This window comes from Mesorhizobium sp. BR115XR7A (assembly GCF_020165315.1).
In the GTDB taxonomy this organism is placed as follows: domain Bacteria; phylum Pseudomonadota; class Alphaproteobacteria; order Rhizobiales; family Rhizobiaceae; genus Mesorhizobium; species Mesorhizobium australicum.
In genome coordinates, this window is record NZ_JAIUHW010000024.1 from 1 (window position 1) to 23484 (window position 23484).

Annotated in this window: 25 protein-coding genes and 1 tRNA gene; 19 read left to right on the plus strand and 7 right to left on the minus strand. The window is 62.6% G+C overall.

Going from position 1 to position 23484, the window contains the following annotated elements; genetic code table 11:
- Positions 1–109: 109 nt before the first annotated feature.
- The 10 genes from nagZ (at position 110) to LB557_RS30780 (ending at position 9341) form a co-directional block, all read left to right on the plus strand.
- Positions 110–1129 carry a beta-N-acetylhexosaminidase gene (gene nagZ / locus LB557_RS30735; protein ID WP_224528112.1) on the plus strand — a complete coding sequence of 340 codons (1020 nt, stop codon included), beginning with the start codon at positions 110–112 and terminating at the stop codon, positions 1127–1129.
- Positions 1130–1191: 62 nt separating this feature from the next.
- The gene (locus LB557_RS30740) at positions 1192–1992 is read left to right on the plus strand and encodes a segregation and condensation protein A (RefSeq protein ID WP_015317531.1); all 801 of its coding nucleotides are present in this window, start codon (positions 1192–1194) and stop codon (positions 1990–1992) included.
- The gene (gene scpB, locus LB557_RS30745; protein ID WP_140616077.1) at positions 1989–2753 is read left to right on the plus strand and encodes an SMC-Scp complex subunit ScpB; all 765 of its coding nucleotides are present in this window, start codon (positions 1989–1991) and stop codon (positions 2751–2753) included. Before LB557_RS30740 ends, scpB begins: the two co-directional genes overlap by 4 nt.
- 180 nt (positions 2754–2933) lie before the next feature.
- A complete protein-coding gene (locus LB557_RS30750; protein WP_015317533.1) occupies positions 2934–3155 on the plus strand; it encodes a twin-arginine translocase TatA/TatE family subunit in 222 nt (73 codons plus the stop codon).
- Positions 3156–3184: 29 nt separating this feature from the next.
- The gene (gene tatB / locus LB557_RS30755; RefSeq protein ID WP_224643867.1) at positions 3185–3952 is read left to right on the plus strand and encodes a Sec-independent protein translocase protein TatB; all 768 of its coding nucleotides are present in this window, start codon (positions 3185–3187) and stop codon (positions 3950–3952) included.
- On the plus strand, positions 3949–4824 hold the full coding sequence (gene tatC / locus LB557_RS30760; RefSeq protein ID WP_023769965.1) for a twin-arginine translocase subunit TatC: 876 nt from the start codon (positions 3949–3951) through the stop codon (positions 4822–4824). Before tatB ends, tatC begins: the two co-directional genes overlap by 4 nt.
- Before the next feature lie 101 nt (positions 4825–4925).
- The gene (gene serS / locus LB557_RS30765; RefSeq protein WP_140661117.1) at positions 4926–6230 is read left to right on the plus strand and encodes a serine--tRNA ligase; all 1305 of its coding nucleotides are present in this window, start codon (positions 4926–4928) and stop codon (positions 6228–6230) included.
- A complete protein-coding gene (surE, locus tag LB557_RS30770; protein ID WP_140661118.1) occupies positions 6230–6988 on the plus strand; it encodes a 5'/3'-nucleotidase SurE in 759 nt (252 codons plus the stop codon). The genes serS and surE overlap by 1 nt, the downstream gene beginning before the upstream one ends.
- On the plus strand, positions 6985–7644 hold the full coding sequence (locus tag LB557_RS30775) for a protein-L-isoaspartate(D-aspartate) O-methyltransferase (protein WP_015317538.1): 660 nt from the start codon (positions 6985–6987) through the stop codon (positions 7642–7644). The genes surE and LB557_RS30775 overlap by 4 nt, the downstream gene beginning before the upstream one ends.
- A 164-nt stretch (positions 7645–7808) precedes the next feature.
- Complete coding sequence (locus LB557_RS30780) at positions 7809–9341, plus strand: peptidoglycan DD-metalloendopeptidase family protein (RefSeq protein WP_140661119.1); 1533 nt, start codon at positions 7809–7811, stop codon at positions 9339–9341.
- A 103-nt stretch (positions 9342–9444) separates the two neighbouring features.
- Here LB557_RS30780 and LB557_RS30785 read toward each other — a convergent pair whose 3' ends face one another.
- Positions 9445–10341 (minus strand): NAD-dependent epimerase/dehydratase family protein, encoded by an 897-nt coding sequence (locus LB557_RS30785; RefSeq protein WP_140661199.1) that lies wholly within the window; start codon positions 10339–10341, stop codon positions 9445–9447.
- Between the two features lie 113 nt (positions 10342–10454).
- Here LB557_RS30785 and LB557_RS30790 point away from each other — a divergent pair, with 113 nt between their 5' ends.
- Positions 10455–11273: an AraC family transcriptional regulator gene (locus LB557_RS30790; protein WP_140661120.1), complete on the plus strand. Its 819-nt coding sequence runs from the start codon at positions 10455–10457 to the stop codon at positions 11271–11273.
- Between the two features lie 39 nt (positions 11274–11312).
- Here the strand turns inward: LB557_RS30790 and LB557_RS30795 are convergent, their stop codons facing one another.
- Positions 11313–12188, minus strand: a complete 876-nt coding sequence (locus LB557_RS30795) for an ATP-binding protein (RefSeq protein ID WP_015317542.1) — start codon at positions 12186–12188, stop codon at positions 11313–11315.
- Between the two features lie 291 nt (positions 12189–12479).
- Here LB557_RS30795 and yajC point away from each other — a divergent pair, with 291 nt between their 5' ends.
- From yajC to LB557_RS30825, 6 genes are all read left to right on the plus strand, one after another.
- Positions 12480–12821 (plus strand): preprotein translocase subunit YajC, encoded by a 342-nt coding sequence (yajC, locus tag LB557_RS30800; RefSeq protein WP_010909882.1) that lies wholly within the window; start codon positions 12480–12482, stop codon positions 12819–12821.
- A gap of 51 nt (positions 12822–12872) precedes the next feature.
- On the plus strand, positions 12873–15422 hold the full coding sequence (secDF, locus tag LB557_RS30805; RefSeq protein WP_140661121.1) for a protein translocase subunit SecDF: 2550 nt from the start codon (positions 12873–12875) through the stop codon (positions 15420–15422).
- A gap of 27 nt (positions 15423–15449) precedes the next feature.
- Positions 15450–15842, plus strand: coding sequence for an Mth938-like domain-containing protein (locus LB557_RS30810; RefSeq protein ID WP_015317544.1), 393 nt, complete (start codon positions 15450–15452; stop codon positions 15840–15842).
- Between the two features lies 1 nt (position 15843).
- Positions 15844–16692, plus strand: a complete 849-nt coding sequence (locus tag LB557_RS30815) for a phytoene/squalene synthase family protein (protein WP_181171122.1) — start codon at positions 15844–15846, stop codon at positions 16690–16692.
- Positions 16693–16775: 83 nt separating this feature from the next.
- Positions 16776–17210 carry a hypothetical protein gene (locus tag LB557_RS30820; RefSeq protein WP_140616091.1) on the plus strand — a complete coding sequence of 145 codons (435 nt, stop codon included), beginning with the start codon at positions 16776–16778 and terminating at the stop codon, positions 17208–17210.
- Positions 17210–18160 (plus strand): sterol desaturase family protein, encoded by a 951-nt coding sequence (locus LB557_RS30825; RefSeq protein WP_224643866.1) that lies wholly within the window; start codon positions 17210–17212, stop codon positions 18158–18160. The genes LB557_RS30820 and LB557_RS30825 overlap by 1 nt, the downstream gene beginning before the upstream one ends.
- Before the next feature lie 319 nt (positions 18161–18479).
- On the opposite strand, the gene LB557_RS30835 is transcribed toward LB557_RS30825, so the two are convergent.
- The 4 genes from LB557_RS30835 to LB557_RS30850 all read right to left on the minus strand — a co-directional run bounded on the left by LB557_RS30835 (position 18480) and on the right by LB557_RS30850 (position 21122).
- Positions 18480–18770 carry a type II toxin-antitoxin system ParD family antitoxin gene (locus LB557_RS30835; protein WP_224643865.1) on the minus strand — a complete coding sequence of 97 codons (291 nt, stop codon included), beginning with the start codon at positions 18768–18770 and terminating at the stop codon, positions 18480–18482.
- Positions 18771–18810: 40 nt separating this feature from the next.
- A complete protein-coding gene (gene trmFO / locus LB557_RS30840) occupies positions 18811–20223 on the minus strand; it encodes a methylenetetrahydrofolate--tRNA-(uracil(54)-C(5))-methyltransferase (FADH(2)-oxidizing) TrmFO (RefSeq protein ID WP_140661126.1) in 1413 nt (470 codons plus the stop codon).
- Between the two features lie 568 nt (positions 20224–20791).
- Positions 20792–20932, minus strand: a complete 141-nt coding sequence (locus LB557_RS30845; RefSeq protein ID WP_013531314.1) for a DUF1127 domain-containing protein — start codon at positions 20930–20932, stop codon at positions 20792–20794.
- Between the two features lie 49 nt (positions 20933–20981).
- Positions 20982–21122 (minus strand): DUF1127 domain-containing protein, encoded by a 141-nt coding sequence (locus tag LB557_RS30850; protein WP_013531315.1) that lies wholly within the window; start codon positions 21120–21122, stop codon positions 20982–20984.
- 235 nt (positions 21123–21357) lie between these two features.
- On the opposite strand from LB557_RS30850, the gene LB557_RS30855 reads away from it, so the two are divergent.
- Together LB557_RS30855 and LB557_RS30860 are read left to right on the plus strand one after the other, a co-directional pair.
- Positions 21358–22476, plus strand: a complete 1119-nt coding sequence (locus LB557_RS30855) for a DUF2157 domain-containing protein (RefSeq protein WP_224643864.1) — start codon at positions 21358–21360, stop codon at positions 22474–22476.
- Positions 22473–23057: a GDYXXLXY domain-containing protein gene (locus tag LB557_RS30860; RefSeq protein WP_224528023.1), complete on the plus strand. Its 585-nt coding sequence runs from the start codon at positions 22473–22475 to the stop codon at positions 23055–23057. The genes LB557_RS30855 and LB557_RS30860 overlap by 4 nt, the downstream gene beginning before the upstream one ends.
- Positions 23058–23169: 112 nt before the next feature.
- Here LB557_RS30860 and LB557_RS30865 read toward each other — a convergent pair.
- Positions 23170–23252: transfer RNA gene (locus LB557_RS30865), tRNA-Leu, on the minus strand.
- Between the last annotated feature and the right edge of the window lie 232 nt (positions 23253–23484).

Genomic DNA, 23484 nt, shown 5'->3' on the forward strand with positions numbered 1-23484 from the left:
CCCCCCCCCCCCCCCCCCCCGACTTTTTCATGTGGAAGCCTGTTTTGCAGCCCGTCCTATGCGGTCAGGGATGATTCCCTTTGACCGCGCGAAGCCCTAGACTCCTGAAATGACCGAATCAAAATCCATGATCCTCGGCTGTGCCGGGAAAACGCTCACCCGCGAAGAGATCCGTTTCTATCGCAATGAGTGCCCGTGGGCCTTCATCCTGTTTGCCCGCAACATCGGCGAGGCCGAGCAGATCCGCGATCTCGTCGCCGAGATGCGCGACTGCATCGGGCGCCCGGACGCGCTGGTGTTCATCGACCAGGAAGGCGGCAGGGTGCAGCGCCTGCGACCGCCGCTGGCGCCGAACTATCCGGCCGGTGGCGCGCTGGGGGCGCTTTGGCGCGACGATCACGACGCAGGCGCGCGCGCCGCCTGGCTGATGGCGCGGCTGCATGCCTTCGACCTCCTGCGCTACGGCATATCGGCGGATTGCCTGCCGGTGCTCGACGTCCCGATCGAAGGGGCCAGCGATGTCATCGGCGCGCGCGCCTATGGCAAGGATCCGCGTCCGGTCATCGAACTCGGCCGCGCCGCGGCCGAAGGCCTGATGGCGGGCGGCGTGCTGCCCGTGATGAAGCATGTTCCGGGGCACGGCCGGGCGTTTGCCGACACGCATTTCGAGCTGCCTGTCGTCGACGCCTCGCTCAGCGATCTGCAGCGGCACGACTTTGCCCCGTTCCGCGAACTCAACCATCTGCCGATGGCGATGACCGCGCATGTCGTCTACAGCGCGATCGATCCGAAGAACCCGGCGACCACTTCCGGCAAGGTCATCGACGAGATCATCCGACGCGAGATCGGTTTCGACGGGCTCTTGATGAGCGACGACACCTCGATGAAGGCGCTTTCTGGGGATTTCCCGACAAAGGCCGCCTCGATCCTTGCGGCCGGCTGTGATCTGGTCCTTCACTGCAACGGCGTTTTCGAGGAGATGGCGGGGATCGCATCGCGCACCAAAGGGCTTGAAGGCAAGTCGCTGGAGCGCGCCAAGCGGGCAATGACCTATATAAAGACAAGCGACACGGTAGAAGAAACCGAGATACGCGCTGAATTCGCCACCTATTTCGACGCGGTGGCATAGCCAAGGGAAGTGACAGGGCAGTGGCGGAAGCATTGGAAAGCAAGGCTCCGAAGGCCGCACCGATGGATCGCCTGTGGGCCGAGAATGACGATTCACGCGTCACCGGCGATCCGTCGCTGGTCGTTGACGTGGCCGGCTTCGAGGGCCCGCTCGACCTTCTCCTGCATCTTGCCCGTACCCAGAAGGTCGATCTGGCGCGCATTTCGATCCTGGCACTGGTCGAGCAATATCTGACCTTTGTCGAGACGGCGAGGGCGCTGCGGCTCGAACTTGCCGCCGACTATCTGGTGATGGCGGCTTGGCTGGCCTTCCTCAAGTCGAAGCTGCTGATTCCCAAGCAGCCGGGCGAGGAGGGCGAAAGCGGTGAGGAACTGGCGGCGGTGCTGCAGTTCCGGCTGAAGCGGCTCGAAGCCATGCGCGACGCGTCTGCGCGTCTGGTCAACCGCAACCGGCTCGGTCGCGACGTGTTCGCGCGCGGCATGCCGGAAATGGTGATCATCGAGAAGCGCAACGCCTATTCAGCGTCGCTCTACGACTTGCTGACGGCCTATGCCCAGCAGCGGCAGAAGCAGGCGATCAACAACGTGACGATCGCCAGGCGCGGTGTCTGGTCGCTCAAGGACGCGCGCGACATCCTGACCCGCCTTGTCGGGGCTGTAAGCGACTGGACGACACTGGAAAGTTTCCTGATCGTGTACATGACAAGCCCCGAGGAAAGGCGCACGGCGATCGCCAGTTCCTTCGCGGCAACATTGGAACTGGTGCGCGACGGCACGATGGACGTGCGGCAGGATCAGACATTTGCCCCGATCTATTTGCGCGGCCGCACGCAAGCAATCAAGGCAGTCGAGGTGGCATCATGAGCGAACGCGCCAACGCTTCGGTTATCCCGTTCAAGGTCGAGGACGAGCCTGGGCAGGAGTTGTTCTCCGAGGATGTGGCCGAGCAGGTGCAGAACCCGGCCGAGCGTCTGCATATGGCGGAAGCCGTGCGCATGGCGGAGGCGATAGTGTTCGCCAGCGCCGAACCCGTCAGCGAAAAGCAGCTTGCCGCACGCCTTCCCGATGGCATCAATGTCGCGCTAGCCATGAGGGAGCTGCAGCAGATCTACGCCCGGCGCGGCGTCAATCTGGTGCGGGTTGGCGATGCCTGGGCCTTCCGAACCGCTGGCGACCTGGCTTTCCTGATGAGCCGCGATACGGTGCAGCAGCGCAAGCTGTCACGGGCGGCGCTCGAGGTGCTGGCGATCATAGCCTACCACCAGCCGGTGACGCGCGCCGAGATCGAGGACATCAGAGGTGTCGAAACCTCGAAGGGCACGCTCGACACGCTGCTCGAAACGGAATGGGTGCGCATGCGCGGCCGCCGCAAAACGCCCGGCCGCCCCGTCACCTATGGCACCACCGAAACCTTCCTCGACCATTTCGCACTCGAGGAAATCCGTGATCTTCCAGGCATGGAGGAACTGAAAGGCGCCGGCCTGCTTTCGGGCCGCATGCCGTCGAATTTCTCCATCCCGCAACCGCCGGCCGATCCCGACGCGCTGACCGAGGACGAGGATCCGCTGACCGACATCGACCTCGAGGAGCTCGGTCTGCTGACGCCGCGCGTCACGGAAGATTGACCACGAGCGCCTTTCAAAAGCTGCTTTCCGGCTTTACATGCGCCGTTTGGTAGCGGGCCGCATCGCCGAAAATGCGTGACATCCGTCGGCCTTTCATAAACTCTGTCGCGGTTGTGTTTGAATCCCAAGGCGAAAACGCATAGATCATCGCCAGGGAAAACATTCGAGAGAGATTTGGTTATGGGTTCATTTTCGATTTGGCACTGGATGATCGTGCTAGTGATCGTGCTGCTGGTGTTCGGCCGCGGCAAGATTCCCGAGCTGATGGGTGACATGGCCAAGGGCATCAAGAGCTTCAAGAAAGGCATGGCCGACGACGACGTTGCCGACGACAAGCGCACCGTCGAACACCGTGCCGATGAGACCGTTTCGGCCGCGAAGGAAAAGGCCAGCAAGAGCTGAGCCAAAAGTTCTAGTCGGAACAGATTGCCATGTTTGAAGTCGGCTGGACCGAAATGCTGGTGATCGCGATCGTCATGATCGTGGTCGTCGGGCCGAAGGATTTGCCCAACATGCTGCGCACATTCGGCCGCACGACGGCGAAGCTGCGCGCCATGGCCGCCGATTTCCAGAAGCAATTCAACGAGGCCTTGAAGGAAGCCGAGCTCGACGACGTCAAGAAGTCGGTCGACGAACTCCGGGGTCTCAGCCCAGTCGCCGAGATCAAGAAGCAGCTCAATCCGTTCGAGCAGGCGGCAGCCGATGTGCGCGCCGGCGTCGACGCGGCGATGAAGCCGAAGCCGGCCGCCGATCCATCGGCCCCTGCCGCGGCGACGCCACAAGCGGCCGAGCCGTTGAAGAACGGTGCAACGACCATGCCTGGCGTCAATGGCCCGGAAGTCACGACACCGGCATCGATTTTCCCGGCGATGACCGATGAATCGGTGGTGGCGGCTTCCACGGAACCGAAGGCATCCAGGAAAACCGCCAAGGCGGTATCGGCCGCAAAAGTGCCATCCAAGGCCTCGACGTCCGTGAAGGCGGTGGCGGCAAAAGCCTTATCCGGGGGGGTGGCAAAAACCGCACCCACGCCCAAGGCGTCGACAAAGGCCACGACAGCGGCAGCGCCTGAAACCGCGGCTGTGACGAAGCCTGCCGTGGCCAAGGCGCCTGTAGCCAAGGCGTCCGCGAAAACCGAACCGAAACCTGCTGGGGCCAAGAAGCCGGCAGCCAAAAAGACGGCTGGAGCCGCCAAGTGAGCGTTTCGGACAAGGAAAAGGACGAGATCGAAAAATCGTCGGCGCCTCTGATGGAGCATCTGATCGAGCTGCGCAGGCGGTTGATCTGGTCTCTCGGTGGCTTCTTCGTTGCCTTCCTGGTTTGCTTCTTCTTTGCCAAGAGGCTGTTCAACCTTCTGGTTGTCCCCTTCAAGTGGGCGACGAAATGGGCAGGGCTGGACCCGCACAAGGTCGAGCTGATCTATACCGCGCCGCAGGAATTCTTCTTCACGCAGGTCAAGCTCGCCATGTTCGGCGGCATGGTCATCGCCTTTCCGCTGATCGCCACGCAGATCTACAAATTCATTGCGCCCGGGCTCTACAAGAACGAGCGCAATGCCTTCCTGCCGTTCCTGATCGCATCGCCCATCCTGTTCCTGATGGGCGCCTCGCTGGTCTATTTCTTCTTCACGCCGATGGTGATGTGGTTCTTCCTCGCCATGCAGCAGGTCGGCACCGATGACCAGGTACAGATTTCGCTGCTGCCGAAAGTGTCGGAATATCTCAGCCTGATCATGACGTTGATCTTCTCCTTCGGCCTGGTGTTCCAGCTGCCGGTGGTAACCAGCCTGATGACGCGCGTCGGCATGCTGTCGTCCAAGGCGCTGGCCGAAAAACGCAAATGGGCGATCGTCATCGCCTTCATCGTTGCCGCGGTGCTGACACCCCCCGATCCGATGAGCCAGATCGGCTTGGCCATTCCGACCATCCTTCTCTACGAGGTTTCCATCTGGGCCGCGCGTTGGATCGAGCGCGACCAGGAGAAACAGCGGCTTGCACGCGAGAAGCAGGAAGCTGGCGAGACCGTGGCCGACAAGGCACCGGACGAGCCGCCAGCACCGGCGGCCTCGTAGGGCATCGGCGGCGGCGGAAAACGACAACCGCCGCCCGGCCCATCTTGCATCGATCAAGGATGCGGTTTACGCCCCTCAAACCTAGCTTGAGGACGGACACCATGCTTGACATCAAATGGATTCGCGACAACCCGAAGGCCCTTGTCGAGGCGCTCACCAAGCGCTCGTGGTCGGCGGATGAGGCGCAGTCCACGGTCGACGGGCTGATCGCCAAGGACGAGGCGCGGCGCGAACATGTCACCGAGCTGCAGACCAGGCAGGAGCGCCGCAACGCCGCCTCGAAGGAGATCGGCAACGCCATGCGTTCGGGCGATGCCGCCCTTGCCGAGAAACTCAAGGCCGAAGTCGGCGAGATCAAGACCTTCATCCAGAACGGCGAGGCGCGCGAGCGCGAGCTCGACAAGGCGCTGAACGATGCGCTGGCGGTGCTGCCGAATGTGCCGTTCGACGATGTGCCGGTCGGCAAGGACGAGCACGACAATGTCGTCAAGCATGTCGTCGGCAAGGTGCCGACACGGCCGAACTGGGTGAAGGAGCATTTCGAGATCGGCGAAGCGCTCGGCATGATGGATTTCGAGCGCGCGGCGAAACTGTCGGGATCGCGCTTCACCGTGCTCAGGAGTGGCCTGGCGCGGATGGAACGCGCCATCGGCCAGTTCATGCTCGACCTGCACACGACGGAGCACGGCTATGAGGAAGTGATCCCGCCGCTGATGGTGAAGGACGACGTTCTGTTCGGCACCAACCAGTTGCCGAAGTTCGAGGAGGATCTGTTCTTCACGCCACATGGGGAGGGCAGGCTTGGCCTGATCCCGACCGCCGAGGTGCCGCTCACCAACCTCGTGCGCGAAGAAATCACGGCGCATGAAAAGCTGCCGCTGCGCTTCACGGCGCTGACGCCCTGCTTTCGTTCGGAGGCAGGCTCGGCGGGCCGCGATACGCGCGGCATGCTGCGCCAGCATCAATTCTACAAGGTCGAGCTGGTCTCGATCACCGACCAGGAATCCTCACTCGCCGAGCATGAGCGGATGACACAATGCGCCGAGGAAGTCTTGAAGCGGCTTGAGCTGCCGTTCCGGACCATGGTGCTCTGCACCGGCGACATGGGTTTTGGCGCGCGCAAGACCTATGACATCGAGGTCTGGTTGCCCGGCCAGAACGCCTATCGCGAAATCTCGTCCTGCTCTGTCTGCGGCGATTTCCAGGCGCGCCGTATGGATGCCCGTTACAAGGACAAGGATGGCAAGGGCAACCGCTTCGTCCATACGCTGAACGGTTCGGGCACCGCTGTCGGCCGCGCGCTCATAGCTGTCATCGAAAACTATCAGAATGAGGATGGCAGCGTAACCATTCCTGAAGTGCTGCGGCCTTACATGGGCGGCCTGGAAAAGATCGAATCGAAATAATGCGCATTCTTCTGACCAATGACGACGGCATCCATGCCGAGGGCCTGGCCTCGCTCGAGCGCGTCGCCCGCACCCTGTCCGACGATGTCTGGGTGGTGGCGCCGGAACAGGACCAGTCGGGCTATGCGCATTCGCTGTCGATCTCGGAGCCGCTGCGGTTGCGGAAAATCGGCGAGAAGCATTTTGCCGTGCGCGGCACGCCGACCGATTGCGTCATCATGGGCGTCAAGAAGATCCTGCCCGGTGCACCCGACCTGATCCTGTCCGGCATCAATTCGGGCGCCAACATCGCCGACGACGTGACCTATTCCGGTACCGTCGCCGGCGCCATGGAAGGCGCGCTGCTCGGTATCCGGTCGATAGCGCTCAGCCAGGGCTACAGCACTGTCGGCGAGGATCGCGTCGTCCCCTATGAGACCACCGAAGCGCTGGCGCCGGCACTGCTGAAGAAGCTCGTCGCGACGCCGCTGCCGGACGGCGTCCTGCTCAACGTCAATTTTCCCAACTGCCTTCCCGAGGAAGTGGCCGGCACGGTGGTCACCACGCAGGGCAAGCTGGTGCACAGCCTGTGGGTCGACGAGCGCCGCGACGGGCGCGGCCTGCCTTATTACTGGCTGCGCTTCGGCCGCGAGCCGGTCGAGGGCAAGCAGGGCACCGATCTCTTTGCCCTGCGCAACAGGCTGGTGTCTGTGACGCCGCTGCAGCTTGACCTTACCGCGCATGAGATCCGTGACCAGCTGAGCAAGGCGCTTGCATGAATCAGGGCTTTCCAATCGATGATCGCGAAGGATTTGCCGCTTTCCTGCTGCGCCTGCGCGGCAGGGGAACGGTGCCGAAGGCGCTGATCGCGGCTTTCGAGGCGACGCCGCGACGCGGCTTCCTGGCAGCGCAATACCACCAGATCGCCTGGTCGGACCGCATGCTGCCGATCGAATGCGGCGAAGCGATCGAAGGGGCGGATCTGCAGGCGGCGGTGATCGCCGCATTGGCCATTGAAACGGGAAACCGCGTGCTCGAGATCGGCACCGGTTCCGGCTACACATCGGCTGTCATGTCGCGGCTGGCGGCGCGGATCGTGACCGTGGATCGGTACAAGACGCTGGTCGAGCAAGCCAGGCAGCGTTTCGAGGCACTCGGCATAGGCAATGCCATCGTGCGGCAGGCCGATGGTTCCAACGGATTGCCCAATGAAGGGCCGTTTGACCGCATCGTCGCCTGGGCTGCATTCGACAGTTTGCCGCGCTTCCTGCTCGACCAATTGTCGAGCGGCGGCATCGTCATCGCGCCGATCGGGCCGGAGGAGGGCGAGCAGGTGCTGGCCAAGCTCACCAAGGTCGGCAGCCGTTTCGAGCGCGAGGATATCGGCCTCGTGCGGCTGCAGCCGATCCTGCGAAGCATTGCAGCGGTTATCTAGTTTCCGGCCGGCCGCCGGATCTCTTTCGGGCTCGCCATCGTGCCGCTGATCATCCCCAAATGTTTTAAGAAAATTTTCGTCGGATTCTAATGGGTTAACCGGCCAGTAACATTAACGCGCTTTAATCCTGTCCAGTTGGTGCAGCGTTTGTGCGGGTTAGTGCGATGCAACTCAGTGTTTTGAAGACAAATAGTCGCAATCTGGCGCGGGGCTGCGCTGTTCTGATGATTGCAGGCGCGGCGGCCGGGTGCAGTTCCCAGGCTTCGCGGTTCAACAGTGTCGACGACGTCTTCACGTCCTCGACCAACAATCAACGTGCCATCATCAACAAGCAGGATGCGGTGCAGCCTTATCCGGGCGATGTCTCGGCTGCTCCGCTTGATGGCAGCCACACGCAGTCGGTGAGCCGTTCCAGCCTCGATCCGGTTTCGAGCCGGCCTTTGCCGCCGCCGGCTTCCGCGCAGGCGCAGCCGGCTCCAGCGCTCGCGCCTGCCGCCAATCCGGTGCGTGTCGCATCGGCGCCGGCCTTGGTTCGGCCCGCTCCTCATGTCGACAGGACGACGACCGGCACTGTCGCGCCGGCCGCCAAGCCTTTCAAGAATGCCCAGCCCGACGAGCCGAGGATGGCCCAGGCAGGCACGCCGCACGCGACCGAAATCACCGTCAGGGACGGCGAGACCATTTCCGGCCTGGCGGCGCATTACAAGGTGCCGGCCGATGTCATCATGAAGGTGAATGGCCTGAGCCCGACCAAGGGGCTGAAGACCGGCCAGAAGATCGTCATCCCGGCCTATGCCTATTCGAGCAAGGCCGAGCCGAAGGTCGCCGACGCAAAGCCGGCAAAGGACGGCAAGCATGACCTGCCGGCCAGCGCGCCGGACAAGATGGCGGTGCTGCCGCAGCAGCCTAAGCTGAAGGAGGGCAAGTCCGCCGCCCAGGTCGATGCGTCGGCCACGGCGAACCAGCCCAAGGAACCCAAGCCGGCGCAGATGGCCAAGGCAACCGGCGCCGCCGGTACGTATACGGTCCAGTCGGGTGACACGATGTCCTCGATTGCCAGAAAGACCGGCGTCGGCGTGGTCGCGCTGAAGCAGGCCAACGGCATGAAGGACGGCATATTGAAAATCGGCCAGACCTTGAAGGTGCCGGGCGGCGGAACGGCGACGGTTGCCAGCGCCAAGCCGGCCAAGGTCGATCCGGTGACCACCGCGACAACGCAAGTCCCGGCAAAGGCCACGCCTTCGGAAACGCTGGCCTCCTACACGCCGCCGAAGAAGGACGCCAAGGTCATCCAGCAGGCCGAGGACGACGACGCGGTGGCACCCGATGCCACCGGCATCGGCAAGATGCGCTGGCCGGTGCGCGGCCGGGTGATCTCCGGTTTCGGATCCGGCAAGGACGGCGTCGATATCGCCGTGCCCACGGGCACGCCGGTCAAGGCGGCCGAGAACGGCGTCGTCATTTATGCCGGCGACGGCCTCAAGGAATTCGGCAACACGGTGCTGGTGCGCCACGAGAACGGCCTGGTCACCGTCTATGGCCATGCCAGCTCGATCGAGGTCCAGCGCGGCCAGAAGGTCAAGCGCGGCCAGGAAATCGCGCTCTCGGGCATGAGCGGCACGACGGATTCGCCGAAGCTGCACTTCGAAGTGCGCAAGAACTCCGCCCCGGTCGATCCGTCAGGCTATCTCGAATAGAAGAAAAAAAGCGATATGCGGGCCGCCTGACCTCCAGTCCAGCCCGCCGGCTCAGCCCGTTCCGCAAGGAGCGGGCTTTTTCAGTTCTGTCGAAGGCCGGCCCTCAAGCGCGGAGATGATCACGCAGCGTGTCGGCGATCATGACCTCAAGGCTGCTGGCCTTGATACCGAGAAGCACCTCGGCGTCGGAAGAATCCACCAGCAAGGGGTTCTCGAAAAGATAGCTCATCTCGATGAGCTCATGCATACCCAGTGCTTCCATCTCGGCAATCGAATAAGAACGGATTTCCGAGACCTCCTGTCGAAGCATCGCAGCGGTTTTCTGGATGAGCTCCCGGGGTGAGGCGTATTGCGAGGGGACGTGAAACGCCCGTCCCCATTCGCCCGTGTAGCGGGAAGCCGCGACCAGCGTCCTGGCGACGTCCTTGGTGAAGGCCCAGGCATGCGTCGCATCGAGGTTTCCAATGAAAGCCGTAGGCTTCCCTTCGATGATGGAGGGCAGGGCGACCAGCGAGAAGTAGCTGATCGCGCCGTGGCCGAGATAGTCGCTGGACCGCACTTCGATTGCCGGCACGTCGGCACGGGCGGCTCGCTGCCACATGATCGCCCTGGCCGTTCCCTTCTTCGAAGTAGGATCCAGGGACAGGTCGGAACGAAGCGGGCTATCGGCATTTTCCCCATAGCCATAGAGGTTGCCCAACACGATGAGTTTCGCGCCGACCGCTTCGGCCGCGCGCACGGTGCCGTCGATGATGGGGAAAAAATCGGTTGGCCACCTGTGATAGGTGGCCATGGCGCACATGAAGATGGCATCGGCGCCTTGGCAGACACGCGCGAGTTCCGACGCATCGGTAGCATCGGCCTGCATGGGCCGCACGTTCCGCAATGCGTTCGAGCCGACGCTTCGGCTGGTGAGAACGACATCATGTCCTTCCTCGCCAAGAAGGCGAGCGGTTTCGCGACCGACCGGGCCCGCTCCGACAACAACATAGAAACTCATGGTGTAACCTCTCGTCCAAGTTTGATGGAGAGGCGTGAGTACAGGTCGACGGCATTGAAAATCGCGCGGGAATTGCCAAATCTCGGACAGGTTTTGCCATGAATCGAGAGAGCATGCAGTCGCGATACGCTCCGGCTCAAGCCGTGTCCGATGTAACAATGGCCTCCCGGCATATCGAAGCCGGAGTCCACCGCCTGTCCCGGGCTCCACACCATCGCATCATGGTGCATGCCAGCGCGGCGACACGCTCCTACTGCGATCAGGTTGGGCGATATTTCGTCAGGCGCGCCGGGGATATCGACCTGGTGCCAGCCGGCCAGGAGGGCGGCTTCGAGGCCGAAACCCCGTTCGACACGATCGAGATTGCGTTGCAGCCAGCGCTGATGGAAAGGGTGGTGGCGGAGCTTGGCGGCAAGGGGCAAGCATTGCGGCTCGACACGCGCCACCTGCTTCGCGACCAGCGCATCGCACATCTCGCCTGGGCGCTCGAGAGCGAACTGAATGCAGATTCGCCAAGCGGCCCTTTGTTTGCCGACAGCATTGGCGCCGCACTGGCGGTGAGGCTGCTCGGCCTTGGTGAACCTGATATCGGTCGAACGAACCGTTTGTCGGATACCCAGCTCAAACGCGTGCTGGAGCACATCGAGGCGTCTCTTCACGAGCCGCTTTCGATTCATCGACTAAGCCGCGTTGCCGGCGCGAGCAGCTCCCATTTGCGGACATGGTTCAAAGTGGCGACGGGCGTCACCCTGCACCGCTATGTGTTACGGCGTCGCGTTGAACGCGCACGCGTTCTGCTGCAGCGAGGCGACCTCAGCACAAGCGAAGTAGCTGAAATGACGGGCTTCGCGCACCAGTCACACCTGGCGCATTGGATGCGCCGCGAGATCGGTCAAACGCCGCGCGATTTGCGACGGACGCCGCCCAAATGACGCTGTCGGTTGATCGGGTTGGCGGCGCGATCCATCGCCTCAATCCTTCAATGGCTTGCCGAGCCTGCCGGCCAGATCCTGGGTGAATTGCCAGGCGACGCGGCCTGAGCGGCTGCCGCGTGTGGTGGCCCATTCCAGCGCTTCGGCGCGCAACTGCTCGGGGTCGATGTCGAGGCCATGATGGCTGGCATAGCCGTTGACCATGTCGAGATATTCGTCCTGCGAGCATTTATGGAAGCCGAGCCACAGCCCGAAACGGTCGGATAGCGAGACCTTTTCCTCGACCGCTTCCGATGGGTTGATGGCGGTCGAGCGCTCATTGTCGATCATGTCGCGCGGCAACAGGTGGCGGCGGTTCGAGGTCGCGTAGAAGATGACGTTGGCCGGACGGCCCTCGACGCCGCCTTCGAGTGCTGCCTTGAGCGACTTGTAGGACGTATCGTCATGGTCAAAGGACAGATCGTCGCAAAACAGGATGACGCGGAAGGGGGCCGCCTTCAGCAGGCCCATCAGCTTCGGCAGCGTGTCGATGTCCTCGCGGTGAATTTCTATCAGCTTGAGTGGCAGGCCGGGCTTCGCCTTGGCATTGATCCGCGCGTGTACGGCTTTGACCAGCGACGATTTGCCCATGCCGCGGGCACCCCACAACAGGACGTTGTTGGCGGCGAAACCGGCGGCGAAGCGCTCAGTGTTGTCGACGAGGATGTCGCGGACGCGGTCGACACCGCGGATCAGGCCGATATCCACGCGGTTGACCTTGCGCACCGGCTCCAGATATCCGGGATCGGCCTGCCAGACGAAGCAGTCGGCCACGTTGAGGTCGGTTTCAGGCGCCGGCGGCGGCGCGAGGCGGCTGACCGCCTCGATCAGGCGGTCGAGTTTCTGGTTCAGGGCGTCGATGCTGGTATCGGTCATGTCGGGTCTTTTTTGCTTCGGTTTTTGCGGTGGCAGGTAGGTCCGGTTCGATTCCGGCGGTTTCGAAACCGGTTGCAACCATTTGTTCGAGCGTGATCTTTTCCGAAAACCGGCTCGCGGTTTTCGCGATCCTGCTCTAACACGGCTAAACAGGCCGGAAAAGCAGCCGATTTGCCCGGCCGCGCAGTTGCATTGACAACTTTACCGACTATATTCCGGCCAAATTTCTAGGGGCCGCCAAATCCCGCTTGATCGTTTGGTGGCTGTTTTTCAAAATTCAGGAGTACCTCGATGTTCGTGACACCGGCATACGCCCAAGGCATCGGCGGCGCCTCTCCCGATATGTTCATCAGCATTTTGCCGTTTGTCCTGATTTTCGTGATCATGTATTTTCTGATCATCCGCCCGCAACGCACGCAGCTGAAGAAGCGCGGCGAGATGCTGGCGGCGGTTCGTCGCGGCGACACTGTCGTCACCGGCGGCGGCTTTGTCGGCAAGGTGACGAAGGTGATCGACGACAACGAGCTGGAGATCGATCTTGGCGGCGGCACCAAGGTGACGGCGCTGCGCTCGACGATCGCCGATGTGCGAGTCAAGGGCGAACCGGTCGCCAACCAGAACGCCAAGAAATAACCAGATTCAAGGCGGAGCGATCCGCGGACACGCTCTGACGGACGACGCCCTATGCTTTATTTCTCGCGCTTCAAGATGATCCTGATCTGGCTGGCCGTGGCCGCCACAGTGATCCTCGCCGCGCCCAACCTGTTCCCCGCCAGCACGCTGGCTCAGCTGCCCGGTTGGGTGCCGAAGCGGCAGATGACGCTCGGCCTCGACCTGCAGGGCGGTTCGCACATCCTGCTGGAGATGAACCAGAACGATCTGATCAAGGATCGGTTGGAGACGACGCGCGACGAAATCCGCACACTGCTGCGCGATGCCAAGATCGGCTATACCGGTCTTGCCGGCACCGGCAAGACCCTGCAGGTCCGCATCACCGATCCCGCCCAGCTCGATGCCGCCAAGAAGGCATTGAAGACTTTGACCGATCCTGTCGCCGCCGGCTTGTTCACCGGCGGTTCCATCCAGGAAATGGCGCTCGATGATTCCGAGCCGGGCCTGCTCAAGTTCACCGTCACCGACGCCGGCATCAAATACCGCACGTCGACCGCGTTGGCACAATCGATCGAGGTGGTCGAGCGCCGCGTCAACGAACTCGGCACGACCGAGCCTATCGTGCAGCGGCAAGGCGAGGACCGCATCCTCGTCCAGGTGCCTGGCCTGCAGGATCCGCAGCGGCTGAAGGAAATTCTCGGCCAGACCGCGAAGCTGACCTTCCAGATGGTCGACCAGTCGATGCCGGTGCAGGACGCGCTCAAGGGGCGCCCGCCAGCCGGTTCGTCGGTGCTCTATTCCCAGGACGATCCGCCAGTTCCATACCTGATCGAGAACCGCGTTATCGTGTCGGGTGAAAACCTCGTCGACGCACAGGCGACGTACAATTCGCAGAACAACGAGCCGGTGGTTTCGTTCCGCTTCGATTCCAAGGGTGCCGCCCGCTTCGGCCAGGCCACCGCGCAGAACGTCGGCAAGCTGTTCGCCATCATCCTCGACAACCAGGTGATTTCGGCGCCGCAGATCCGTGAACCGATCCTTGGCGGCACCGGCCAGATCTCCGGCAATTTCACAGCCCAAAGCGCCAACGACCTCGCCGTGCTGCTGCGCGCCGGCGCGCTGCCCGCGACATTGACGGTCATAGAGGAGCGTACCGTGGGTCCGGGCCTGGGCCAGGATTCGATCCATGCGGGCAAGGTCGCGGGCATCATCGGTTCGATCCTCGTCGTGGCATTCATGTTCGTCGCCTACGGTTTCCTCGGCTTCCTCGCCAATATCGCGCTGGCGGTCCACGTGGCGATGATCGTCGGGCTGCTGTCGCTGCTCGGCGCGACGCTGACCTTGCCCGGTATTGCCGGTATCGTGCTGACCATCGGCATGGCGGTCGATTCCAACGTGCTGATCTACGAGCGTATCCGCGAGGAGCGACGCGCCGGTCGCTCGGTGATCCAGGCGATCGACACCGGCTTCTCGAAGGCGCTGGCGACCATCGTCGATTCCAACGTCACCTCGCTGATTGCGACAGTGGTGCTGTTCTATCTCGGTACCGGACCCGTGAAGGGCTTTGCCATCACCTATGCCATCGGCATCCTGACCACGGTCTTCACCGCTTTCACCTTCACCCGCCTGCTGGTGTCGATCTGGCTGCGCCGCGCACGTCCGAAGGAACTGCCGCGCGCACCGGTGACTTTCGTTCCGCCCGGCACGAAAATTCCGTTCATGGGTATCCGCCGGTGGACGTTCGCGCTGTCCAGCACATTGTCGATATTGTCCGTCGTGTTGTTCATGAGCGTCGGCATCAATTACGGCATCGACTTCAAGGGCGGTTCCCTGATCGAGGTGCAGTCGAAGAGCGGCGATGCCAATATTGGTGACATCCGCAGCCGATTGACGGAACTGAACATCGGCGAAGTGCAGGTGCAGCAGTTCGGTGCACCCAACGACGTGTTGATCCGCGTCGGCACGCAGGATGCCGGTGAAAATGCCGAGCAGACCGTGATCGACAAGGTGCGCGGCGAGCTGCAGGATCAGTATAATTTCCGTCGCGTCGAAGTGGTGGGCCCGACGGTTTCCGGCGAACTGGCCAAGCAAGGCACGATCGCCATGATCGTCGCGCTGGCCGGCATCCTGATCTATGTCTGGTTCCGCTTCGAATGGCAGTTCGCGGTCGGCGCCATTGTCGCGACGGTGCACGATGTGGTCATGACGCTCGGTTTCTTCGTCATCACCGGGCTCGAGTTCAACCAGTCGTCACTGGCGGCGATCCTGACCATTATCGGTTATTCGCTGAACGACACGATCGTGGTCTATGACCGCGTCCGCGAGGATCTGCGAAAATACAAGCGAATGCCGTTGCCACAGCTGTTGAACAACGCCATCAACGAGACGTTGTCGAGAACGACGCTGACGTCCGTCACGACCAGCTTGGCGCTGCTGGCGCTGGTGCTGTTCGGCGGCGAAGTGATCCGCTCCTTCACGCTGGCGATGCTGTTCGGCGTCGTGTTCGGCACGTATTCGTCGATCTTCATCGCGGCGCCGTTGCTCATCCTGTTCAAGCTGCGGCCGCAGGCTTCGGCCGACGAGGAAAAGCCGGTCAGCGGCGGCAAGGCCGTCGCGACCTGACGCGCGGCCCCGAGGGGTGATAGAGTGATGGCCGGCAAAGGCATCATTATCCGCGAGGCGCATTTCCCCGGCCGCGCGCCAATCGAGGCCTATGGCAATGGCGGCTTCCGCTTTGCCGACATGTCGCATCGCGGCTCTCTCATGTGCCTGCCCACAGGCATCCATGGTTGGGAGCCGGCAAATCCCCAAGCGCTGACCGTGGCGGATTTCGACAGGCTGCTCGCCGAGGCCGACAAGGTCGAGATCCTGCTGGTTGGCATGGGTCGGGATCTCAGGCCGTTGCCGGCGGCACTGCGGGCCGCGCTGAAGGATGCCGGCATAGCGTCCGACCCGATGTCGACTGGGGCAGCAGTGCGGACCTACAATGTCCTTCTGGCTGAAAACCGCGCCGTGGCAGCCGCGCTCATCGCTGTCGATTGATATGTCGCAGAATACTGAAATCGTCATGGATGCGGTGCGCGTCGCCGACCATGATCGGTATCTCACCGCGCTCTACGCGCCGGCCGACAAGCGCAAGGCGCTGTTTTCGCTGTACGCATTCAATGCCGAGATATCAGGCATTCGTGACCGCATCCATGAGCCTTTGCCCGGGGAGGTCCGGCTGCAATGGTGGCGCGATGTCATCGCCGCCGGCGGCGAGGCGGGCGCGGGCCATCCCGTTGCCGAAGCCTTGAACACCACCATTGCGGCGTTCAAGCTGCCGAAACTGGCCTTTGAGAACATGCTCGAAGCACGCATCTTCGATCTCTACGACGATCCGATGCCATCGCGCACCGATCTGGAAGGCTATTGCGGCGAGACGGCAGCCGCGCTGATCCAGCTTGCGGCAATGGTGCTCGATCCTGTCGAGGCGCCAAGGTTCGCCGAACTGGCCGGCAGGGGGGGCTGCGCGCAGGCAATGACGGGCCTTTTGCTTCTGTTGCCGCTGCACCGCGGGCGCGGGCAGTGTTTTGTCCCGGCTGACATCCTGGCGGCGGCGGGCTCGTCGCCGGAAGAGTTTATTGCCGGCGATGGCGGTTCTGGTGCCCAGCGCGCCGTGGCCGCGATGATCTCGCTGGCGCGCGAGCATCTTTCCGCCTTCGAACGGGGGGCTGCCGCGCTGCCGGGGTCGTTGCGTCCGGCATTCCTGCCGCTGGCGCTGTCACGCGCTTATCTCGACAAGATGGAAGGCTCGCGCCGGGCCCCGCTCGGGGGCGTGGCACGGCTGTCGGCGTTGCGCCGGCACTGGCTGTTGCTGCGCCATGCGGGCAAGGGCTGGCCGACACATTGACGTAAACGTCAATCGTGTTAAGAAGTCCGCCTGCCGAGAACTGTCGCCTAAGACGACAGGCTGGCCCGGAGGAGATCCCGTTCATGAGCTTGCCCGTGCTGGTCGTGATCGTCGTTCTGGGCATCGCGCTGTCGGTTACCGCCGTGCATTTCACCGGCGGCAGCAAGATGGTCACTCTGACCGGCGCGGATCAAGCCATGGGCCGTTTCGCAGAGGACTTTCCCGACGAGACTGCGACCGCGGTTCGACTAACCGCGGACGGCCGGTCCGCTTTTCTCGATCTTGGCCATGGCCGCACGGGCATCGTCCACGGTATCGGCGACTGCTTTCTGACCCGCGTCGTGACGCCTCGGGACGTCGTTGTGTCCAATGCCGACGAGACGGACACGATCCACCTGCGGCTGACGGACTTCACCTGGAAGGGCGGCCGCTTCCGCTTCGCCAATGCCGTCGACGTGCAGGCCTTGCTGAACGCTCTTGGGCCGCGAGGCACGAGTTCCGGGAAGGAGGCAGCGTGATGGACAGCTACGAGTTTCCGCAGGTCACCCAACTGGCCATTCCGTTTTTCGTCGCCGCGATCCTGATCGAGCTCTGGCTGGTGCGGACCGGTCGCGCCAAGGGCTCGTTCGAGACCCGCGACACGCTGACCAGCCTGATGATGGGCACCGGCAACGTCGTCGCCGGGCTGCTGCTCGGCGTCGTGTCCTACTGGGCGCTGTTGTGGCTGTGGCAGTTCCGAGTCTTCAATCTCGGCCTGTCGGTTTGGGTGTTCCTGGCGGCCTTCCTGCTCGATGATCTGCGCTACTACGTCTACCACCGCATCGCGCACCGGGTGCGCTGGGTGTGGGCGGAGCACGTCAACCATCATTCCAGCCAGCACTACAATTTGTCGACGGCGCTCAGGCAAAGCTGGACCGGCCTGTTCACCTTCATGTTCGTGCTGCAGGCGCCGCTGGTGCTGCTCGGCTTCCATCCGGCGGTGATTGCCTTCACCTTCGGTTTCAACCTGGTCTGGCAGTTCTGGATCCACACCGAGACGATCGGCAAGATGTGGAACTGGTTCGAGTTCATCTTCAACACGCCCTCGCACCACCGCGTCCACCACGCCACCAACCCGCGCTATCTCGACGCCAACTATGCGGGCACGCTGATCATATGGGACCGCATGTTCGGTACCTTTGTCGAGGAGTTGGAAGAGGACCGCCCGCGCTACGGAATCGTGAAAAATCTCGGCACTTTCAATCCGCTGAAAGTGGCGTTCCACGAATGGATCGGCATGTTCAGGGATGCCTTCGCGCCGGGGCTGACAGTGAGCGAACGACTGAACTACCTGATCAAGCCGCCAGGCTGGAGCCATGACGGCTCGCGCGACACGTCGGAGACGCTGAAGGCTGCTTATGTCAGGAGAAATCCTGCGGAGGCGGGCAAGCCAGGCTTGCCGTCAGCGACCGCCGAGCCGGCCGAGTAGCTGTCCGGTCAAGAGGGTTTGTCGCTATCGCGCATCAGCGCTTCGTAGTCGCGGCCGCCGGAGAAGATGTTGACCATGAATATACCCTGTCGCCCTCGATGACATAGGCGATGACGGCCGAGTGCTCGAACGGAACCGTCCTTAGTCCCGGCATGAAGTCGTCGCGCGAGCGACCGCCCCGAGGGGCATTGCCGATACTCTGTCAGCGATCTCGATGCGCAGCACAAATCCCAGCGCTGCATCGAGACTTCCGCCAGCCTCGACTATGTGTCTCAAAATGTTGGTAAGATCGTTGCCGGCGCTCTCGCGATACTCGACGTCAAGCCGCTGAATCATCAACACGGCTCGGATATTGCTCTACGAATTTCTTAAGCCGACCGCGAAGTTCTGCTGCGGTAAGGTTCGGTCTCGTATCCTCGATCGACGCCTTCACACGCGCCCTGATCGAGGCCATGCGCTCGGCGTGTTCCTCTTCTTCGCGTTGGAAAGCGCGAAGAGCTGCGCGGATAACCTCGCTGGCCGAGCCGAACGAACCGTCCTCGACCCTTTCGCGGATCATGCGTGCCATCGCGGGTGTGACGGTGACGGATAGTTTCTCGGCTGCTTCCATGGAACGGCTCCGCTCGGCGTAAAGTAGGATAGCCGCGAGCTTATTCGGCAGCCTCAGCCGTCTGCGCCGGCACACCCAGCCATTCACGGCAGTCTTGCAGGGCACGCGAGGTGATGGCGTGGCGCTTAGCGACGGTCTTGTCCTTGCCGCGCATGCGCTTGCCCTCGCTCTTCGGCGCCTCGACCGGCGGGAACAGGCCGAAATTGACGTTCATCGGCTGGAAAGAGCGTTTGCCCGGCTCGTCGTCGGAAACGATGTGGCCACCGGTGATGTGGTTGAGCAGCGCGCCGAAGGCGGTGGTAAGCGGCGGTAGCGATGGTGCATGGCCGAGCCGCTCGGCCGCGGCGAAGCGCCCGGCGAGCAGGCCGATGGCGGCGCTCTCGACATAGCCTTCGCAGCCGGTGATCTGGCCGGCAAAGCGCAGGCCGGGTCGCGACTTCAGCTGCAGCGAGGCGTCCAGCAAGGTCGGCGAGTTGATGTAGGTGTTGCGGTGCAGGCCGCCAAGGCGGGCGAAGTCGGCGTTTTCCAGGCCCGGAATGGTGCGGAACACGCGCACCTGTTCGGCGTGCTTCAGCTTGGTCTGGAAGCCGACCATGTTGTAGAGCGTGCCCAGCGCATTGTCCTGGCGCAACTGGACGACCGCATAGGCCTTCACCGTCGGATTGTGCGCATTGGTGAGGCCCATCGGCTTCATCGGTCCGTAGCGCAGCGTCTCGACGCCGCGTTCGGCCATGATCTCGATCGGCAGGCAACCGTCGAAATAGGGCGTGCCTTCCCATTGCTTGAACTCGGTCTTCTGGCCATCGACCAGCGCCTGCACGAAGGCGAGGTACTGATCCTTGTCCATCGGACAGTTGATATAATCCTTGCCGGTGCCGCCAGGCCCGACCTTGTCGTAGCGCGACTGGAACCAGCAGGTATCCATGTCGATCGTGTCGAAATGGATGATCGGCGCGATGGCATCGAAGAAGGCTAGCGCATCGGCGCCGGTCGCTTCGGCGATCGACTGGGCAAGCGATGGCGCGGTCAGCGGCCCGGTGGCGATGATCGCCTGGTCCCACTCCGCCGGCGGCAGGCCGGGAACTTCCTCGCGCTCGATGGTGATCAGCGGATGTGCCTCGAGCTTTTTCGTCACCGCGTCGGAAAAACCATCGCGGTCGACGGCCAGCGCGCCGCCTGCCGGCACCTGGTTGGCGTCGCCGGCGCTCATGATCAGCGAGCCGGCCAGCCGCATTTCGGCATGCAGCAGGCCGACGGCGTTGTTTTCGGCGTCGTCGGAGCGGAAGGAATTGGAACAGACGAGTTCGGCCAGGCCATCGGTCTTGTGGGCATCGGTGCCGCGAACCGGGCGCATTTCATGCAGGATGACGGGAACACCGGCCTCGGCCGCCTGCCATGCCGCTTCGGAACCGGCGAGGCCGCCGCCGATGATATGGATTGGATTTTTGCTCATGGCCGCCGGAATAATAGCTTGCCGCAGCGATTGCAATTGTCGCGTGGCGGTAATGCGAAACGCCTGGGTCGGGAACACCTGCCCCTGAATACAACAACACCCGCCGGGGAGGAGGTCCGGCGGGTGTCGTTTTGGGGGTCGACCCTCGGGAGGAGGTGAAGGCCGACCGTATTCATCATCGCCGGGGAGGAGATCGGCTCAGACGAAATTCTCTTCGCATTTTTAAAGAGGGCGAAACCTCTGGGGCAAAATTCGTTTGCCCCGGGGAAACAGCGCCCGCCGCGGGAGGAGGTGCGGCGGGCGCGGTTTGGGTGGCCAACCTTCGGGAGGAGGTGAAGGTTAGGCCTATTCGTCATCGCCGGGGAGGAGGTCGGCTTTGACGAAATTCTCTTCGCATTTTTAGAGAGGGCGAAGCCTCTGGGCAAAATCCGTTTGCCCCGGGGAACAACGCCCGCCGCGGGAGGAGGTGCGGCGGGCGCCGTTTTGATGGTCAACCCTTGGGAGGAGGTAAGGGCGGACCGAATTCGCTTTGGTCGGGGAGGAGGTCGACCCCAGCGAAATTCCTTGGTTAGATCGCCTGGCGGGCGATGATCTTGATTTCGTCGCGGACGATACCGAGATCATGCAGCTGGCGGTTCGAAAGGCGACCCAGCTCGGTAACCGTCTCGCGATAAACGCGCCAGTTACGATAGTTGCGGATCAAGTTCATTGTCGTTCTCTTTTTCAAAACTGGTTCGGACCATTCGCGGCCCGAAGGATTAGACCGCCTTGCGAGCGACGTAAGGGATGTCGCTGCGGCTGATGCCGAGGTCGGTCAGTTCACGGTTGCTCAGGCGGCTCAGCTCGGAGACGGTGTCCCGGTAGCGGCGCCAGTTGCGGTAGTTGCGGATCAGGTTCATGGTAGTTCTCGTTTCGTCTTTCTTGCGGATCATTCCGTTTGTGTACGAACCATAAGTAGGGGGACCCATATCGATTTAAAAGCGCTATGGCTGCATGGCAGCAATGCAAATTGTGCAATGCAACATTAACGCGGCTTCACCGACCCGACACAAAGAAGCCAGAATCAGAAAGTGCCGCGACGTCAACGGTTTGGGGCTGATCGGCTGAAAAAAGACCAACTGGGGGAGAAGGGGAATGGCGGGCTATTCATCACGATTAAGGTCCGATATCGCGCGGTGGCGGCAGGCAGGCCTGATCGACGCCGCCACAGCCGATTCCCTGGTCCGTGACGTCGACGCCAACGCCCGCCAGTCGCTCAGCTTCGGCTCGATCCTCGCGATGATGGCGGCCCTGCTCTTTGGAGCGGCCATCCTGATCTTCGTCGCCGCCAATTGGGAAGCGATCCCGCGGCTGGCGCGGGTGGCCGCGCTGTTCGCCGTTATCCTTGGCGGCTATGTCGGCGGGGCGGTGCTGAAGACGCGCGACCATGCGGCGATCGGCGAAGCCCTGTGGATCGTGGCGGCGGCCGCGTTCGGCGCTTCGATCGCGCTGATCGGGCAGATGTACCATTTGTCCGGCGACGAGGCTTCCGCCCTGGTCACCTGGGGCGCCGGCACGGCATTGGCGGCGGTTGCGCTGCGCTCCAACGCGCTGACCGTGGCAGCGATCGGCATCGCCGACGCCTGGCTGTTCCTGAAAGGGTTCGACTATTACAGCCGTAGCGAGTTTCCACACGCCTTCGTCGTCATGGCGGTGGTGCTGTTTGCTGTTTCGTTCTGGACCCGCAGCCAGCCGGCGCGGCATCTGATCATCCTGTCGCTGCTTTTCTATCTGGTGCTCCTGGCCATGGATCACGCGACGCTGCCGGTAGCGATCCCTCTGGTCATCGTCTCTGTCGCGCTTTTTGCTGCTGCCGCCCTTGCGCCGGAACCGGTCGACAGGGTCGTGCAACTCGGCGGTCGTTTGCCCCTGCACGCGCTGCTTGGCTTCCTCACCGGCCTGGCCATCATCCAGTTCGAACTGGCTGGCGAGAGCACCTACAACAGCGGTTTCGCCATCGCTTCGGTCGTCGCATTGGCGGGGATCGTCGCGGCAGTCGTGTTCGCAGGCCGTGAGAGCCGTGGCCTGCGCTGGCTGGCCTATCTCGGCTTCGCCTTCGAACTCGCCATCATTTATGTCGTGACGCTTCAGTCGATGCTCGACACCGCCGGCTTCTTCCTTGCCGCCGCGCTGCTGCTGGGCGTGCTTGCGATCGTCATCATCCGCGTGGAAAAACGCATGAAGGGTCCGGCCATTGGGGGAGCCACGGCATGATGACCGGGAAGAGGCTTGTCATCTCGGCGCTGGTGCTGGCGCTCGTCCAACTCGGTTTTCTCAGTTGGATCATCGCCAGCCGGGCGGCGATCCTGCGTAATGGCAAGGAAGTGCTGCTGAAGATCCAACCAGTCGATCCGCGCGACTTGCTGCGCGGCGACTATATCGTCCTCGGCTATGACATCTCGCGCATACCGGTTAAAATGATCGCCAACATTGCGTCCGACAAACAGTCCAGCGACGACACCTCGATCGTGGTCCGGCTGAAGAAGGGCGCCGACGGCTACTGGACGCCGACCGCCGCCTGGTTCGGCACGGCGCCGACGCCGGCCGCCGCGGACGAAGCCGACATTTCGGGCCATGTCGCCGCAGGTTGGGATCTTCGCGGCGAAGGCATGACGATCGCGCCGGATTACGGCATCGAGCGCTTCTATCTGCCCGAAGGCGAGGGGATGGCGATCCAGAGCGACATGCGGGTGCGCCCGTTCGGGATCAAGCTGGCGCTCGCCGCCGACGGCACGGCGCAGATCAAGGCGCTGATGGATGGCGACAAGACGCTTTTCAAGGAGCCGCTCTATTAGGTCGTGGGACGCGCGATAACGACGCCGGTCCTCTTCGCCAGGTCTCGCAGGACGCTCCTTCGTCTAGCGAGCGTCGGGTGGCCTGCCACCCGACGCTCAAAGCGCGAAAAAGTGGTGCGGGTAGAGGGACTCGAACCCCCACGATCTCTCGCCAGAACCTAAATCTGGTGCGTCTACCAGTTCCGCCATACCCGCGTGGCCCGGCAATCCCATGTAGCCATCATTCTGTCAATGTCGGAGACAAGATGTCGGCTCAGGGCCGGAATGTTGGTTATTCGCCTAAACGCGAAGACTGTTGAAAATTAGGCTCGCCTGTGACAAAAGGCGTGTCAAATGTGACGGAACGCGACGATCCGCTTCTACAAGATGTGATAAGAAGTAGGAAAAACAAGAACTTATTCACATTTTGGAACGCAGTTTGGGAGAG